The sequence below is a fragment of the Streptomyces sp. NPDC002176 genome (assembly GCF_044903645.1).
In the GTDB taxonomy this organism is placed as follows: Bacteria; Actinomycetota; Actinomycetes; order Streptomycetales; family Streptomycetaceae; genus Streptomyces.
In genome coordinates this window covers 781240-798126 of the sequence record NZ_JBJDQW010000003.1, presented here as the reverse complement: position 1 = coordinate 798126, position 16887 = coordinate 781240, and the positions used below count along the sequence as shown (strand labels likewise).

13 protein-coding genes are annotated in these 16887 nt (G+C 72.5%); 11 read left to right on the top strand and 2 right to left on the bottom strand.

The genetic code is table 11. From position 1 onward, the window contains the following. Nucleotides 1–14 precede the first annotated feature (14 nt). The 5 genes from ACI2LY_RS17485 to ACI2LY_RS17465 all read left to right on the top strand — a co-directional run bounded on the left by ACI2LY_RS17485 (nt 15) and on the right by ACI2LY_RS17465 (nt 5885). Nucleotides 15–1514, top strand: coding sequence for a CHAD domain-containing protein (locus ACI2LY_RS17485; RefSeq protein WP_404707891.1), 1500 nt, complete (start codon nt 15–17; stop codon nt 1512–1514). Between the two features lie 105 nt (nt 1515–1619). Beyond that, nucleotides 1620–3575 carry a TIGR03960 family B12-binding radical SAM protein gene (locus ACI2LY_RS17480; protein WP_404707890.1) on the top strand — a complete coding sequence of 652 codons (1956 nt, stop codon included), beginning with the start codon at nt 1620–1622 and terminating at the stop codon, nt 3573–3575. A gap of 154 nt (nt 3576–3729) precedes the next feature. After that, nucleotides 3730–4176: a hypothetical protein gene (locus ACI2LY_RS17475; protein WP_404707889.1), complete on the top strand. Its 447-nt coding sequence runs from the start codon at nt 3730–3732 to the stop codon at nt 4174–4176. Nucleotides 4177–4182: 6 nt separating this feature from the next. Then, nucleotides 4183–5526: a hypothetical protein gene (locus ACI2LY_RS17470; protein WP_404707888.1), complete on the top strand. Its 1344-nt coding sequence runs from the start codon at nt 4183–4185 to the stop codon at nt 5524–5526. Beyond that, the gene (locus ACI2LY_RS17465) at nt 5523–5885 is read left to right on the top strand and encodes a hypothetical protein (RefSeq protein ID WP_404707887.1); all 363 of its coding nucleotides are present in this window, start codon (nt 5523–5525) and stop codon (nt 5883–5885) included. The genes ACI2LY_RS17470 and ACI2LY_RS17465 overlap by 4 nt, the downstream gene beginning before the upstream one ends. Nucleotides 5886–5952: 67 nt before the next feature. Here ACI2LY_RS17465 and ACI2LY_RS17460 read toward each other — a convergent pair whose 3' ends face one another. Together ACI2LY_RS17460 and ACI2LY_RS17455 are read right to left on the bottom strand one after the other, a co-directional pair. Next, entirely contained in the window at nt 5953–6306 is a 354-nt protein-coding gene (locus ACI2LY_RS17460; RefSeq protein WP_404707886.1) for a DUF805 domain-containing protein, read from the bottom strand. Between the two features lie 131 nt (nt 6307–6437). Next, nucleotides 6438–7679 (bottom strand): alpha/beta hydrolase family protein, encoded by a 1242-nt coding sequence (locus ACI2LY_RS17455; RefSeq protein ID WP_404707885.1) that lies wholly within the window; start codon nt 7677–7679, stop codon nt 6438–6440. 181 nt (nt 7680–7860) lie between these two features. Here ACI2LY_RS17455 and ACI2LY_RS17450 point away from each other — a divergent pair, with 181 nt between their 5' ends. From ACI2LY_RS17450 to ACI2LY_RS17425, 6 genes are all read left to right on the top strand, one after another. Then, a complete protein-coding gene (locus ACI2LY_RS17450; RefSeq protein ID WP_404707884.1) occupies nt 7861–8475 on the top strand; it encodes a hypothetical protein in 615 nt (204 codons plus the stop codon). Between the two features lie 39 nt (nt 8476–8514). Next, nucleotides 8515–9441 (top strand): hypothetical protein, encoded by a 927-nt coding sequence (locus ACI2LY_RS17445; RefSeq protein ID WP_404707883.1) that lies wholly within the window; start codon nt 8515–8517, stop codon nt 9439–9441. Between the two features lie 46 nt (nt 9442–9487). Further along, nucleotides 9488–10264, top strand: coding sequence for a TIGR03936 family radical SAM-associated protein (locus tag ACI2LY_RS17440; RefSeq protein ID WP_404707882.1), 777 nt, complete (start codon nt 9488–9490; stop codon nt 10262–10264). A gap of 266 nt (nt 10265–10530) precedes the next feature. After that, nucleotides 10531–14856: a ribonuclease E/G gene (locus ACI2LY_RS17435; protein WP_404707881.1), complete on the top strand. Its 4326-nt coding sequence runs from the start codon at nt 10531–10533 to the stop codon at nt 14854–14856. Between the two features lie 118 nt (nt 14857–14974). Beyond that, complete coding sequence (locus ACI2LY_RS17430; RefSeq protein ID WP_404707880.1) at nt 14975–15727, top strand: sugar phosphate nucleotidyltransferase; 753 nt, start codon at nt 14975–14977, stop codon at nt 15725–15727. After that, entirely contained in the window at nt 15715–16776 is a 1062-nt protein-coding gene (locus ACI2LY_RS17425; protein WP_404707879.1) for an iron-containing alcohol dehydrogenase family protein, read from the top strand. The genes ACI2LY_RS17430 and ACI2LY_RS17425 overlap by 13 nt, the downstream gene beginning before the upstream one ends. Nucleotides 16777–16887 lie beyond the last annotated feature (111 nt).

The window sequence follows — 16887 nt, the reverse complement described above, 5'->3', positions numbered from 1 at the left end:
TCTAGATTCGGTTCATGACGGACGTGAAGCGGGAGATCGAGCGGAAGTACGAGGTGGCGGACGGCGGGCTGCCCGAGCTGGCGGGGGCCGGACCGGTGGCGGACGTCGTCGACCAGGGGGTGGTCGAGCTGGACGCCGTCTACTACGACACCGCCGACGAGCGCCTGGGCGCCGCCTCGCTCACCCTGCGCCGCCGCACCGGGGGCGCCGACGCCGGCTGGCATCTGAAGTTCCCGGTCGCGCCCGGTGTCCGGGACGAGATCCGGGCGCCGCTCGCGGACACCGTGCCCGAGGAGATCGCCGCGCTGGTCCGCTCGCGCGTCCGGGGCGCCGAGCTGGTGCCGGTGGTCCGGCTGCGGTCCGCCCGCGATGTGCGGCACCTCCTCGACGCGGACGGCGCCCTGCTGGCCGAGGCGAGCGTGGACACCGTGACCGCCGAGCGCCTCAACCGGGCGGGCGGTAACGCCCGGTGGACCGAGATCGAGGTGGAGCTGGCCGACGGCGCCGACCCGGCCCTGCTGGACGCCGTGGAGGAGCGGCTCGGCGAGGCGGGGGTACGGCCGTCGAAGGCGGCGTCCAAGGTGGCCGAGGCGCTGCGCCGGACCGGCGGTTCCCGCGCCCGGTCGGCGCGGGCGGCCGAGGCGGTGACGGCCGGGGACCATGTCCTGGCGTACCTCCGCGAGCAGCGTGAGGCGATCCTCGCCCGCGACCCCGGGGTCCGCCGGGACCTGCCGGACTCCGTGCACCAGATGCGGGTGGCCACCCGCCGGATGCGGTCCGCGTTCCGCGCCTTCGGTTCGGTGCTGGACCGGGACGCCACCGCGCCGGTCGCCGCCGAGCTGAAGTGGCTGGCGCGCGAACTCGGTACCGGCCGCGACCAGGAGGTGCTGGCGGACCGGCTGACGTCCGCCCTCGACGCCCTGCCGCCCGGCCGGGCCACCGGCCCCGTGCGCGAGCGCCTCGCCTCCTGGGCCACCGCCCGGCACGGCAGCACCCGCGGCCATCTGCTCGGGGTGCTGGACTCGGCCCGCTATCTCGCCCTGCTGGACAGCATCGACACCCTGCTCGCGGACCCGCCGCTGCGGAAGAGGGCCGCGCGGAAGCCGGACAAGGTGCTCACCCGCGCGCTGCGGAAGGAGGGCGCGAAGCTGTCCCGGCTGGTGACGGCCGCGCTGGCGCTGCCGCCCGGCGAGGACCGCGACCACGCCCTGCACGAGGCGCGTAAGCGGGCCAAGCGCGCCCGTTACGCCGCCGAGGCGGCCGTCCCGGCGCTCGGCGGCCCGGCCCGCGCCCTGGCCCGCGCGGCGAAGAAGCTGACCAGCCTGCTCGGCGAGCACCAGGACAGCGTGCTGGCCCGGCAGACCCTGCGCGAGCTGGCCGCGGTGGCGCACGCGGCGGGGGAGAACGCGTTCACCTACGGGGTGTTGTACGAGCGGGAGGAACAGGCCGCGCGGCGGGCGGAGGCGGAGCTGCCGCGCAGGTGGCGCAAGGCCCGGTCGGCGTTCCCGCGCTGACACCGGCGTACGGGGGAGGCGCCCGGACGGGTTAGGCTTGATGGTCACCCTTCCAGCCTCCGGCCGGGAGATGCCCTGCAGTCAGCTCACGAAGGTAATGCCGCGATGTCTGTCGAGTCGGTCTTCCCGCAGCTCGAAGCCTTGCTCCCGCATGTGCAGAAGCCGATCCAGTACGTCGGTGGGGAGCTGAACTCCACGGTCAAGCCCTGGGACGAGGCCGAGGTCCGCTGGGCGCTGATGTACCCCGACGCGTACGAGGTCGGTCTGCCCAACCAGGGCGTCATGATCCTGTACGAGGTACTGAACGAGCAGCGGGGCGTCCTCGCCGAGCGCACGTACAGCGTGTGGCCGGACCTGGAGGCGCTGATGCGGGAGCACGGCGTCCCGCAGTTCACGGTGGACAGCCACCGCCCGGTGAAGGCGTTCGACGTGTTCGGCCTGAGCTTCTCCACCGAGCTGGGCTACACCAACATGCTCACCGCGCTGGAGCTGGCGGGCATCCCGCTGGAGTCCAAGGACCGTACGGTCGACGACCCGATCGTCCTGGCGGGCGGGCACGCGGCGTTCAACCCGGAGCCCATCGCGGACTTCATCGACGCCGCGATCATCGGTGACGGCGAGCAGGCCGTGCTGGACATGACCGAGATCATCCGCGGCTGGAAGGCCGAGGGCCGTCCCGGTGGCCGCGAGGAGGTCCTGCTCCGGCTGGCGAAGACGGGCGCGGTGTACATCCCGGCGTTCTACGACGTGGAGTACCTGCCCGATGGCCGCATCGGCCGTGTGGTCCCCAACCGTTCCGGCGTCCCGTGGCGGGTCTCCAAGCACACGGTGATGGACCTGGACGAGTGGCCGTACCCGAAGCAGCCGCTGGTGCCGCTCGCGGAGACGGTGCACGAGCGGATGTCGGTGGAGATCTTCCGCGGCTGCACGCGCGGCTGCCGGTTCTGCCAGGCGGGCATGATCACCCGCCCGGTGCGCGAGCGCTCCATCACCGGCATCGGTGACATGGTGGAGAAGGGCCTGAACGCGACCGGCTTCGAGGAGGTCGGCCTGCTCTCGCTGTCCTCGGCGGACCACTCCGAGATCGGCGAGATCGCCAAGGGCCTGGCGGACCGCTACACCGACGACAAGATCGGCCTCTCCCTCCCCTCCACCCGCGTCGACGCGTTCAACGTCGACCTGGCCAACGAGCTGACCCGCAACGGCCGCCGGTCCGGCCTCACCTTCGCCCCCGAGGGCGGCTCCGAGCGCATGCGCAAGGTCATCAACAAGATGGTCTCGGAGGAGGACCTGATCCGTACGGTCGCCACCGCGTACGGCAACGGCTGGCGCCAGGTGAAGCTGTACTTCATGTGCGGCCTGCCCACCGAGACCGACGAGGACGTCCTCCAGATCGCCGACATGGCGACGCACGTCATCCAGAAGGGCCGCGAGGTCTCCGGCTCGGGCGACATCCGCTGCACGGTCTCCATCGGCGGCTTCGTGCCCAAGCCGCACACCCCGTTCCAGTGGGCGCCGCAGCTCTCCGCCGAGGAGACCGACGCGCGCCTGCAGAAGCTCCGCGACAAGATCCGGGGCGACAAGAAGTACGGCCGCTCCATCGGCTTCCGCTACCACGACGGCAAGCCCGGCATCATCGAGGGCCTGCTCTCGCGCGGCGACCGGCGCGTCGGCGCGGTGATCCGAGCGGTCTACGAGGACGGCGGCCGCTTCGACGGCTGGCGTGAGCACTTCTCCTACGACCGCTGGATGGGCTGCGCGGACAAGGCGCTGGCCGAGTTCGGCGTCGACCTCGACTGGTACACCACCCGCGAGCGCTCCTACGAGGAGGTCCTCCCGTGGGACCACCTCGACTCCGGCCTCGACAAGGACTGGCTCTGGGAGGACTGGCAGGACGCCCTCGACGAGACCGAGGTCGAGGACTGCCGCTGGACCCCCTGCTTCGACTGCGGAGTCTGCCCCCAGATGGACACCCACATCCAGATCGGCCCGACGGGCAAGAAGCTGTTGCCCCTGGCGGTGAAGAACGCGGCCCCGGCACCGACCGGCCACTCGCACTGAGCACGAACGCACCTTGAGGGGGGCGAGCCTTCGGGTCCGTCCCCCTCGTGCGTCGCGGTGCACGAAAGTCCCGATCACTTTTACCTGCCCATGACACACTCGTCGGTGTCGAGCACATGTGCTCGTGATGGGGTGGCGGGACGGGGGAAGCGGAGTGTCGTGGGACGAGGAATGGGCTCAGCTCAAGGCTGGTGCCCTTGCGCGGCAGCAGCAGTCGGCGCACATGCGACTGAACCAGTTGGCGGTCGATGGTGGCGGGGGCTCCGGTAGCGGTGACGGGTTCTCGCTGAGCGCGGGTTCCATCGACGGCAGCTCGCACCTGCTGCTGGAAATCGCGGGAGTCCTGTACGAGGGGCGTATGGACGGGGAGAACGCGGCCATGTGCCGGGCACCCCGTTGTCATCCTGACGTGGCGGCGAGTATCGATACCTTCGCCCGCCACGCCCAGGACCAGTACAACGACGCGGTGGTGCTACTGGCGGCGCTCTCCAGCAAGCTCAAGTCGTCGAACAACGCCTACGCGGACTTCGATGACGCCGTGCGCCGGAGGCTGGCCTCGGTCCTGGACTCGGGACGTTACGTCGAAGCCGAAAGCCGGTGATCGGCTGTGGCCTATCGCGAAGATGTCGCCTTTCTCGAGGACGCCGATCCGGCCCTCATCGGTCGCAGTGCCGCCGAGTTCTCGCGTCTGCACCACTTGATCGGCACTACGGACCGAGCCTTCGGCAAGGCGGTCAAGGTGGACTGGCAGAGCGAGGCGCGTGATCTCTACGCCAAGCGGCTGAGCGAGGCGAGAGACCTCACCGATGACCTCTCTGATGCCTTCCGCAAAGTGGCGAGCGCCCTCACGGATTACGCCGCCGCCGTCACCACGGCCAAGAGCCACTACCGGAGCGGCAGACTCACCGAGAGTAAGTTGGCGGGCGTGATGGCCAAGGAGGCTACGGCCATCACGCCGACCGCTCGCGCCGCAGAGCCCCTGCATCAGTGGGAGGACCTGCGGGGGACCACAGGAGTCATGGACTTCTTCGCGGAGATGGGCGTCGACGTCGATGCGATCCGCGAGGACGCCGAGCGCTACTACCACCAGACCAAGGGCCATTACGGCGATGCCCGGCGCGTGGAGTCCGAGGCGCGTGACCTGTGCGTCTCCCGGATCAAGGCGGCGTATCGGTCCCTGCCTGACTTCAAGAGCCCTGTCGCTGATCCGGCACAGTTCCTGAAGAACCTCGGACCGCTCCAGGCCGAGGCGCGGCAGGCGAGCGACAACCCGTACGTCCAGCTTCCGGGCTCCGGCCCCAAGGTGGACGCGATGCCGGTCCTGCCGGCGGGCGAGGACGTGCTGATCAGCGAGACCTTGTACCGGATCAAGATGCGCGTGGACGGTCTGCCGGACGGGCACGGGAACAACTATTGGTTGCCGTCGAACTCCGATGAGGGGCGCCGCGAGTACATCCAGGGCAACAGTGAACTCATCAAGGCCGCCGCACACGACGCCGGCCTGCCGCCGGAGATGGTCGCCGGTATCGCCTGGCAGGAGGTCATGGGCGACCCCGGCGTCGCCGATGACCTGGCATACGACGGCCGGAAGTACCTCCCCTTCGCCAAGGACCCCGACGAGACGTCGATGGGTCCCCTTTCCATCCAGGTCCGTCGGGCCGCGGAGGTGCTCGGTTACGACCCGCACCACCTCACCGACGGGCAGCGGGACCAGGTCGTCGACGCCATCAAGGACCCCGCCCAGAACATCTTCATCGCCTCGGAGTACCTGGCCCAGCTCAAGGCGGGAAGCAGCTTCGCCGATGTACCCCCGGAAGAAATGACTCGCGACCAGATGCAAGAGCTTGCCGCCCGTTACAACGGTGGCCCCTACTACGAGGACCCGAACGCCCAGGCATACGGCCGAGGCTTCGATCGCAAGCTGGACAATGCCAAGGAGGCCCTGCGGTGAGCCGCTACGTCCGTTCCTCCGCTGCTCAGGCCCCGACGGAGCCGACACGGAGCGGACCTGGCATCCGCGCCCGGATCGGGTCCGCGCTATGCGGTCTTGTTCTCACGCTGGGACACCTGGTCACGGCCTATCTCCTCTTTCTCGCCTACATGGCCCGGCCCGCCGGCCCTTGGGACAGTGAGACCGTCGCGCACTCGAACTTCGCCGCTGGGTTCGCGTTGGCCGTCTCGGTCGTGCTGGGGCTTTTGACGTGGGGGTTTGTCAAGGCGGGCTGGGTGCGGGGGTGGTGGTACGTGGTTCCCGTGGTCTTCGGGGTGGCTGCGCTGCTCCGGCTGACGCTGCTCGCCCCCGAGCTCTGACCCGCGCGTACGACGAAGGGCCCGCCGGATGTTCCGGTGGGCCCTTCGTCGTGTGGCTGAGGTGGCGTCAGACCGCCGGGGCGTACTTCGGGTTGGGGCCGTACTCGTTGGCCTCCGGCTTGCCCTCGGAGGCGAGGAAGACGATGAGGATGATGGCGCCGACGATGGGGATCAGCACGAGCAGGATCCACCAGCCGGTGCGGCTCGTGTCGTGCAGTCGGCGGGCCGTGACGGCCAGGGACGGCAGGAGCACGACCAGGCCGTAGATGGTGGCGAGGAAGTTGATGTCCAGCGCGTTGTCCAGGATCGTCAGCACGACGCTGATGATGAAGCTGAACAGCGTGAACATCCAGTATTCCTGCCGCCGCGCGCGACCGCTGAATACCGCGTACTTCTTGAGCACGTCGACGTACCAGTGCATTTCTCGTCCCCCCAGGGAAGTGCGTGAGTGGCTTCCCATGGAACCAGCAGCACTGGCCGGAATCCATAGCTTTGGCGTGGTCAGATCAATGCGTTACGCGGCCGCAGCCGTTCGGTGATCAAACCCCTGGATCACACCGTCCCGGCGATGGCCAGCCGGGCGTCCAGCCAGTCGAAGACCCGCTCCTCGAACAGGGCCCGCCCGAGCGGCTCGCAGTGCAGATGCGCACCTTCCTCCTCGGTGAAGCGGACCAGCTCCTTCACGCCCGGCAGCGCGTCGTACAGCTGCTCGGAGGCGCCGGGCCAGAAGTGCTCGCCCTCCGGGTCGGTGACCAGCAGCGGGGTGGTGATGTGGTCCACGACCCGGGTGAGGTCGTGCCGGGAGACCTCGGTCAGCAGGTCGTACCGCGAGACCTCGCGGAGCAGGTCGTAGGGCGCCTCGATGCCGTACGGCTTGGCCCGCCAGCGCCAGGTCGCGGCCAGCGCCGGGTTCTGCTCCAGCGCCTCCCCGATGATCGCGTCGAAGGCGTCCCGGTCCCCGCACTCCCACAACTCGCGCAGGTCCGGCCCGAGATGCTGCCACCAGCTCTCCGCGACCCGCACCACCCCCGGATCGGCGACCGCCGCCGCGATCCGGTGCTCGAAGGCCAGCGCGCGCGGCACCCAGTACCCGGCCTGGCTGATCCCGGCCAGCGCGATCCGGCGCGGGTCCACGTCGGGGCGGGCGAGGAGGAAGTCCACGACCGGGGTGATGACGTTCTCCCAGTCCGGCCGGAAGGTCACCCCGCGCTCGAAGAGCATCGACTGCTGGCCGGGGCCGTCGAAGAGCAGCACCCGGTAGCCGCGCTCCACCGCCGGGGCGCCGAGCAGCGTCCAGGTGGAGCTGAGCGGGCCGTCGCTGCCGTTGTTGGCGATCAGCGTCGGCAGCGGCCCGTCCGCGCCGGGCGGGCCGATCAGATAGCCGGGCAGTGTCGTGCCCTCGTACGGGATCGACACCGGCTCGGCGGGCGGGTCCAGGGCCAGCAGGAACCGGTCGAGGCAGGCGCGGTGCTCGGCGAACGCCTCCGCCGCGCGTTTCTCCGCGTCCGGGACCGCGTCCACGCCCACCATCGCGGTACCGAGATAGCCGGCCGCCCGCAGCCAGCCCTCGCGCGCGCTCACCAGATGGCCGGCCGCCGCGCACTCCTCCGCTTCCACCCGGACGCGGCGGCCCAGGTCCAGCCAGGCGTCGAACCACGCCTGCCCGTCCCCGTCCGCCACCGACGCGGCGGTGCTGAGCACTTCGCCCGCATCGGCTCCCTGCCGCCACACCGAACCGAGGGCGAGCAGGATCTCGTAGTTGAACTGGTCGTTCTCACTGAAGTGATACGTCATGACGGCTCCCGGACAGGCCGACTGAACCCCTCGCTGGTCCGGACCGCACTTCTCACGGTAGGGGCCCGGCCGCCGCACCGCACCACGGGCGGCGTGCGGGCCGGGGCGAGCGGCGCCACCATGGGACAGGGGGGCGGGCCGCGACATCCCACGACGGCACACCTCACGGGAGGACGTCCTCATGGTGCAGCAGGCGACCACGGAACAGATCTCGCCCAAGAAGAAGCCCGTCGGTACCGGCAGCGTGTTCCTCTCGTTCGCCCCCTGGATCATCTTCGGAGTGGTGGCCAGCCCCAGCACCTGGGAGTACGCGGCCCTGGCCGCACTGGTCGCGGCCCTCGTGCTGTCCGCGCAGGACCTGCTGCACGGGAAGATCCGCATCCTCGACGCGGCCGGCATCGTGTTCTTCGCCGTCCTCTCCGTCCTCGCCCTCGCCCTGAACCGCTCGGACCTGCTCTGGGTGGAGACCTACGCCCAGGTCATCTCCAACGGCCTGGTCGCCGTGGTGGCGTTCGTCTCGCTGCTGTACGACCCGTTCACCGCGCAGTACGCCCGTGAGTCGACCCCGCGCCAGTACTGGGACTCGCCCGTCTTCCGGCACATCAACCGGGTGCTCACCACGTACTGGGGCGTCACCTTCGCCATCATGACGGCGTCCACCTGGCTCGCCATCCACTTCCCCGACCAGGACGACTGGTTCAACTGGGTCATCCCCATCGCCCTGCTGGTGATCGCGGTCAAGTTCACCCAGCGCTACCCGGAGTCGTACAAGGCCCGGGTGGTCACGGCGACCTGAAAAGGCATCCGAAAGCGGGCCGGTGGCGTCCATGTGGGTATGGACCTCGACAAGCCGCCCGCCCCGCAGCCCCCGGAGGGCTGCCTCGTCGTCGCCGTCCGGCTGCCCGTCCGGATCGTCGTGCTGGTGCTCGTGGTGCCGGTACGGCTGGTGTGGGACGCGCTGGCCGTGGCCGGACGGTACCTGCACGCCACCCTGCTCCGGCCGCTCGGGCGCGCGCTGCTGTGGGTCGGCCGGGCCCTCTTCGTGTGGCCCTTCGTGGCGCTGTGGCGCTGGGTGCTCGTCCCGGTAGGGAAGGCCCTGCGGTGGCTCGGCCATGTCCTGGTGGTCGTCCCGCTGTGCTGGGCGTACGTCCATCTCCTCGCCCCCCTCGGGCGGGGGGTGTACGCGTATCTGCTGGCACCGGTCGGCCGGGGGCTGGCGTGGCTCGTCCGGTACCTGCTCGTCGTCCCCGCCCGGTGGCTGTACCTCCGGGTGCTGACGCCCGCCCTGTACTGGACGCTCCGCATCCTGCTGGTGCTGCCCGCCCTCGCCCTGTGGCGCTGGGTCCTGGCCCCCGTGGGCCGGGTGCTGGCCGTCGTCGTGCGCGAGGTCGCCGACGCGCTCGGGCACGCCTGGCGGATCGCCGGGCGCGTCTCCCTCGCCGTGGGCCGGGCGCTGGGGACCCTCTTCCGGTGGATCTTCGTGGAGCCCGCGCGCTGGGTGTACCGGACGATCCTGACCCCGGTCGGCCACGCCGTGCGCGACGCGGTCCTGCGGCCCGTCGCCCGGGTAGCGCGCGAGGTCGGACGGGTCACCCGGCTCACCCTCGCCGCCGCCCGCGACACCCTCCGCGAGACCCGCCGGGATCTGCGCCGGGCCCTCTTCAGCGACCCCCGGCAGCCGCTGGCCGTGGACCGGCGGGAACCTCCCGCGCGCGACCCACGTACTCTTGGTGACAGTACGACCGTTCTCACGAAGGACTAGGACACTGGGCAAGCGACAGCCCGAAGGCCCGCCGCCCGCACCCGCGGTGCAGCGCATCCGACTGCGCTACACCAAGCGCGGCCGCCTCCGGTTCACCAGCCACCGCGACTTCCAGCGCGCCTTCGAGCGCGCCCTGCGCCGCGCCGCCGTACCCATGGCCTACTCGGCGGGGTTCACGCCGCACCCGAAGGTGTCGTACGCCAATGCCGCACCCACCGGCACGGGCAGTGAGGCGGAGTACCTGGAGATCGCGCTGACCGCACCGCGCGACCCCGAGACCCTGCGCGCCCTGCTCGACGAGTCGATGCCCGCCGGGCTCGACATCGTCGACGCCGTGGAGGGCCGCACCTCGGGGCTCGCCGACCGGCTCACCGCCTCCGTGTGGGAGCTGCGGCTGGACGGCGTCGACCCCGAGGAGGCCCGGCGCGCCGCCGACGCCTTCATCGCGGCGGAGACGGTGGAGGTGCAGCGCATGGCCAAGAACGGCGTCCGTACCTTCGACGCCCGCGCCGCCGTCGTCACCCTGGAAACGCGGGACGAGTCGGCTGATAGGCCCAGCGACCAGCCCTGTGCGATACTGCGCCTGGTTGTTCGGCACGTGACGCCTGCCGTACGACCCGACGACGTCCTGTCCGGTCTTCGCGCCGTGGCCGACCTGGCGCCGCCGGTCCCCGCAGCGGTGACCAGGCTGGCGCAGGGGCTGTTCGATGAAGAGACCGGCACGGTGACCGACCCGCTCGCGCCCGACCGCGAGGCAGCCCCGGCCCCGAAGGCCGAACCGGCTGCCGCCGCGACGGCGCCGACGCCGGAAGGTTCCGTGTAGGGACGGACGCCGTAGCGCCGCCCTCTGATCCGGGAGCCACCTGGGTCGGGCAGCGCACCGAACCAGAAGACTTTCGCCAGGCCGTACCGACAAGGCGTACGGAACCGGCGAGACAGGACACAGCGTGCTCCCGTGCGGCGCCCGCGCCCCGGACGGCGGCCACCGCGCATCGCGCGGGCCGCGGACGTCAGCGGTGGCCGGTCTTTACGAGACCGGCCCCGGACCAGGTGCGGCGACCCGGGAGCTCCGACGGGAGAAATGCCCGCATGCTCGAACCGACCGAGCCCAACGAGGGCTCCGAACTGAACACCCCCAGCGACACCCTGCCTCCGCGCAGGCGTCGCCGCGCCGCCTCCCGCCCGGCGGGTTCGCCCGCCACCGCCGGCGGCACCGGGACCACCGCGCAGCCGGAGGCCACCACCCCGGCCGAGGCCCCCGAGGCCCCCGCCGAGACGGCCGCCCCGGCCGCCCGTCCGCGCCGCCGCACCACTCGCCGCGCCGCCGCGCCCGCCGGGTCCCCCGCCGAGGCCGTCACCGTCACCGAGACGGCCGCACCGGCCGCACCGGCCGCGCCCGCCGCCGAGCCCGCCGAGTCCGCCGAGAGCGGTTCCCGCACCGCCGCCGCGCCGCGCCGTACCCGCCGCCGCGCCTCCGCGCCCGCCGGGGCCCCCGCCCAGATCGCCGCCGAGGACAACAAGGCCGAGGAGGCCGACGTGGCCCAGGACACCGAGGACCAGACGGGCGCCGCGCCCGCCGAGGCCACCCCCGAGACCCCCGCGCGCCCGCGCCGCCGCGCCACCCGGCGCGCCTCCGCCCCGGCCGGGGCGCCCAAGGCCGACGAGACGCCCCAGGCCGCGCCCGCCGCCGAGACGCCCGCCGAACCGGCACCGGCCGCCGAGACGGAGACCGCGACGGAGACGGCGACCGAGGCTCCGGCCGCGCGTCCGCGCCGCCGTGCGACGCGCCGTGCGTCCGCGCCCGCCGCCGAGACCCCAGCCGCCACCGAGACGCCCGCCGCGCCCGCTGAGCCCGCTCCGGCCGTCGAGGCCGAGCCCGCCGCCGAGGCCGAGGCCGCTCCGGCCGGGCGTACGCGCCGTCGCGCCACCCGTCGGGCCTCCGCGCCCGCCGAGACCCCGGCCGCCGCCGAGGAGCAGCCCGTGACCCCCGAGGCCGAGCCGACCCCGACCCCGGCCGCCGAGGCGGAGCCCGAGGCCGAGGCCGCGCCCGCGGGCCGTACCCGCCGTCGTGCCGCCCGGCGGGCCTCCGCGCCCGCCGGTGCCCCGGCCGCCGCCGAGGAGAAGCCCGAGGCCGCCGCCGAGGCCGAGCCGCGCCCCGCCCGCAAGGCGACGCAGGCCGAGCCCGAGACGACCGAGACCGAGGGCGGCCCGCGCCGCCGTCGCCGTGCCGTGCGCCAGGCCGCGGGCGGGTTCTCCGCGCCCGCCCCCGCCGAGGGCGACGCCCCGCGCCGCGCCGCCCGGCCCGCCGTGGCCACGTTCCAGGCGCCCGTCTTCACCGAGCCGAGGTTCCAGACCCCGCAGCGCGCCGCCGCCGAGGCCGCGGCCCAGGCCGCCGGTGCCGGTGAGGCCGAGGCGCCCGCGGAGCCCGAGAAGCCCGCGGAGACCACCGCCACCGAGGCCGTCGCCGAGGAGCGCACCGACGAGCGCGACAGCGGCCGCCGTCGCCGTCGCCGCCGTGGTGCCGCCGCCGAGGAGACCCGCGCCGTCGAGGAGAAGCCCGAGGCGGCCGACGAGCCCGCCGAGGACGTCACCGAGGACGACGAGTCCGACGACGCCGAGGGCTCGGAGGAGTCCGGCTCGCGCCGCCGTCGCCGCCGGGGCGGCCGTCGCCGCCGCCGTGGCGACGCCTACGACGACGACGAGAACGACGAGGGCACGGACGGCGAGTCCGGCGACCTGGCCGCCGAGCAGGCCGAGCAGGACGCCGAGGACACCGCCGAGCAGGACGCCGAAGACGCCGAGGACGCCGAGGAGACGAGGAGCGAGGAGTCCGGTGGCTCCAGCTCCAGCCGTCGCCGCCGTCGTCGTCGCCGTCGCGCCGGTGACTCCGGCGAGGGTGAGCCCAGCGACGACCCCGAGCGCACCGTCGTCAAGGTCCGCGAGCCCCGCAAGGCCGCCGAGCCGTCCGACGAGGTCCAGTCCATCAAGGGCTCGACCCGCCTGGAGGCCAAGAAGCAGCGCCGCCGCGAGGGCCGCGAGCAGGGCCGTCGCCGGGTGCCGATCATCACCGAGGCCGAGTTCCTGGCCCGCCGCGAGGCCGTCGAGCGCGTCATGGTCGTGCGCCAGCACGGCGAGCGCACCCAGATCGGCGTCCTGGAGGACGGCGTGCTCGTCGAGCACTACGTCAACAAGGAGCAGGCCACCTCGTACGTCGGCAACGTCTACCTGGGCAAGGTCCAGAACGTGCTGCCGTCCATGGAGGCCGCCTTCATCGACATCGGCAAGGGCCGCAACGCCGTCCTGTACGCCGGTGAGGTCAACTTCGAGGCGCTCGGCATGGGCCACGGGCCGCGCCGTATCGAGGTCGCGCTCAAGTCCGGCCAGCCCGTCCTGGTCCAGGTGACCAAGGACCCGATCGGCCACAAGGGCGCCCGCCTCACCAGCCAGGTCTCCCTGCCGGGCCGCTACCTCGTGTACGTCCCCGAGGGCTCGATGACCGGCATCAGCCGCAAGCTCCCCGACACCGAGCGGGCCCGGCTGAAGACCATCCTCAAGAAGATCGTCCCCGAGGACGCGGGCGTGATCGTGCGCACCGCCGCCGAGGGCGCGAGCGAGGACGAGCTGCGCCGTGACGTCGAGCGGCTCCAGGCGCAGTGGGAGGAGATCAAGAAGAAGGCGAAGACGGGCAACGCCCCGGCGCTGCTGTACGGCGAGCCGGACATGAGCGTCCGTGTCGTCCGCGACATCTTCAACGAGGACTTCTCCAAGGTCATCATCAGCGGTGACGACGCCTGGCAGACCATCCACGGCTACGTCTCCCACGTCGCCCCCGACCTCACCGACCGGCTCCAGAAGTGGACCAGCGAGGTCGACGTCTTCGCCACGTACCGGATCGACGAGCAGCTCGCCAAGGCGCTGGACCGCAAGGTCTGGCTGCCCAGCGGCGGTTCGCTGGTGATCGACCGGACCGAGGCGATGGTCGTCGTCGACGTCAACACCGGCAAGTTCACCGGCCAGGGCGGCAACCTGGAGGAGACGGTCACCAGGAACAACCTGGAGGCGGCCGAGGAGATCGTGCGTCAGCTCCGGCTGCGCGACCTCGGCGGCATCATCGTCATCGACTTCATCGACATGGTGCTGGAGTCCAACCGGGACCTGGTGATGCGCCGTCTGCTGGAGTGCCTGGGCCGGGACCGGACCAAGCACCAGGTGGCCGAGGTGACCTCGCTGGGCCTGGTCCAGATGACCCGTAAGCGGGTCGGCCAGGGCCTGTTGGAGTCCTTCTCCGAGAACTGCGTCCACTGCAACGGCCGCGGTGTCATCGTCCACATGGAGCAGCCCACCGCCGTCGGTGGCGGCGGTGGCGGCAAGCGCAAGAAGCGCCGCGGCGGCGACGGCCACACCCACGAGGGCGACGGCGAGACGCTGACGGTGGAGACGGCCGTGGCCGAGACCCCCGACACGCAGGCCGAGACGGCCGCCGAGGTGGCCGCCGAGGTCGCCGAGCCGATCGCGCTGCCCGCGGCGGAGTTCACCCCGGACGAGGAGCTGTACAGCTCCGTCGCCGAGGCGGAGGCCGCCGCCGGACGGGGCCGCTCGCGCCGCCGCGCCGGGCGCCGGGCCTCGGCCCCGGCCGGTGCGCCGAAGGAGGGCAACCGCCGCTCCGCCGAGCGCGCCGAGCGGTTCGAGCGGGCCGCCGAGGAGGCGCCGACCGCCGCGTCCGTCTCCGCCGAGGAGGCCGCGGCCCGGCCCGTCCAGCCGGAGCCCGCCGCCGAGGCGCAGGCCGCGCCGATGGCCGCCGAGGACCCGGTGGTCGCGCCCGAGCCCGCAGCCGAGCCCGCCGCTGAGGACGCCGCGCCCAAGGGCCGTGCCCGGCGCCGGGTCACCCGCAAGGTGTCCGCGCCCGCCGGTTCGCCGGCCGGGGCCGAGGCCGCCGTGGTGACCGTCGCCGAGTCCGCGCCGGTGGCCGCGCCGGAGCCGCAGCCGGAGCCGGAGGCCGCCCCGGCGGCCGAGGAGAGCGCCGCCCCGGCCCGTCCGCGCCGCCGCGCGGTGCGCAAGGCCACCGCGCCGACCGCGTCCGAGGAGACGGCCGTCCTGGTCGTCCCGTCGGCCGCGCCGGAGCAGGCCGCCGAGGCGCCCGCCGCCGAGCAGCCCGCCGAGCAGCCCGCTGAGGAAGAGGCCGCTCCCGCCAAGAAGACCGCCCGCAAGGCGGCCAAGAAGGCACCGGCGAAGAAGACGGCCGCGAAGAAGGCCGCGCCCGCCAAGAAGACGGCGGCCGCGAAGAAGACGGCCGCCAAGACGACGACGGCGAAGAAGACGACGGCCAAGAAGGCGGCCACCAAGACCGCCAAGACGGCCGCCAAGTCGACGGCGAAGAAGACCGCCAAGGTCTCCGCGTCGGACGACGAGAGCTGAGATCGAACACCCCTCGTGTGGTCCTGCCGTTCGCGGCAGGGCCACACGGCTTTACCCCCCACACCCCGCGAACCGGGGAAGTCGCCCCGTGCACCGGGGAAGTTAAGGAGAACCCGCGATGATAGGTCTCGTGCTGGCGGCCGGCGCCGGACGGCGTCTGCGCCCCTACACCGACACGCTGCCCAAGGCCCTGGTGCCGGTGGGCCCGGAGGGCGACGAGGAGTCGCTGACGGTGCTGGACCTGACGCTGGGCAACTTCGCGGAGGTCGGCCTGACCGAGGTCGGTGTCATCGTCGGCTACCGCAAGGAGGCCGTCTACGACCGCAAGGCCGCGCTGGAGGCCAAGTACGGCCTGAAGATCACGCTGATCGACAACGACAAGGCCGAGGAGTGGAACAACGCCTACTCCCTGTGGTGCGGCCGGGACGCGCTCAAGGACGGCGTGATCCTCGCCAACGGCGACACCGTGCACCCGGTCTCGGTCGAGAAGACCCTGCTGGCCGCGCGCGGCGACGGCAAGAAGATCATCCTCGCGCTGGACACCGTGAAGTCCCTGGCGGACGAGGAGATGAAGGTCGTCGTGGACCCCGACAAGGGCGTCCAGAAGATCACCAAGCTGATGGACCCGGCCGAGGCGACCGGTGAGTACATCGGCGTCACCCTGATCGAGGGCGACGCGGCGGCCGACCTCGCGGACGCGCTCCGGGTGACCTTCGAGCGGGACCCGCAGCTGTACTACGAGGACGGTTACCAGGAGCTGGTGAACCGCGGCTTCAAGATCGACGTCCAGCCGATCGGTGACGTCTCCTGGGTCGAGATCGACAACCACGACGACCTCGCACGAGGACGGGAGATCGCGTGCCGATACTGACCCGGCTGATCCCCTCGCCGGTCGTCGTGGACATCCGTCCGGGTGCCCTCGCCGACCTGGCCATCGTGCTCGCCGACCAGCGCATCTCGCACTCCGGGCGCCTCGCGGTCGCGATCAGCGGCGGCTCCGGCGCCCGGCTGCGGGAGCGGGTCGCGCCGCAGCTGCCGGGTGCCACCTGGTACGAGGTCGGCGGCGGCACCCTGGACGACGCCGTCCGGCTCGCCGACGAGATGAAGTCCGGCCGCTACGACGCCGTGGTCGGGCTCGGCGGCGGGAAGGTCATCGACTGCGCCAAGTACGCGGCGGCCCGCGTCGGCCTGCCGCTGGTCGCGGTCGCCACCAACCTCTCCCACGACGGCATCTGCTCGCCGGTGTCCATCCTGGACAACGACGCGGGCCGGGGCTCGTACGGCGTGCCCACGCCCATCGCGCTGCTGATCGACACGGACATCATCCGGGAGACCCCGGTGCGCTTCGTGCGCTCCGGCATCGGGGACGCCGTGTCGAACATCTCGGCGGTCGCGGACTGGGAGCTGGCCAACCGGGTCAGCGGCGAGAAGATCGACGGTCTCGCCGCGGCCATGGCCCGCCAGGCGGGCGAGGCGGTGCTCCGGCACCCCGGCGGCTGCGGCGACGACGCGTTCCTCACCGTGCTCGCCGAGGGGCTCGTGATGTCCGGCATCGCCATGTCGATCGCGGGCCACACCCGGCCCTCGTCCGGCGCCTGCCACGAGATCAGCCACGCGCTCGACCTGCTCTTCCCCGAGCGGGCCGCCAGCCACGGCGAGCAGGTGGGCCTCGGCGCGGCCTTCGCCACGCATCTGCGCGGCGACCACGAGGGCTCGTTCCTCATGGCCGCCTCGCTGCGCAGGCACGGGCTGCCGGTGCTGGCCGAGGAGATCGGGTTCGGTGTGGACGAGTTCGTCCGGGCCGTGGAGTTCGCGCCGGAGACCCGGCCCGGCCGGTACACGATCCTGGAGCACCTGGAGCTGTCCCCGGACCAGATCCGGCGGGCGTACGCCGACTACACGGCCTCGCTGGACCGCTGAGCCCCTGAGCCGAGCCCCTGATCAGGGCCCGGTTTGACCCGTACGGGACGCCCCCCGTACTCTTGACCGTCGGCGTGTCATTTGAACATGCCACATCCCCGTAAACCTTCT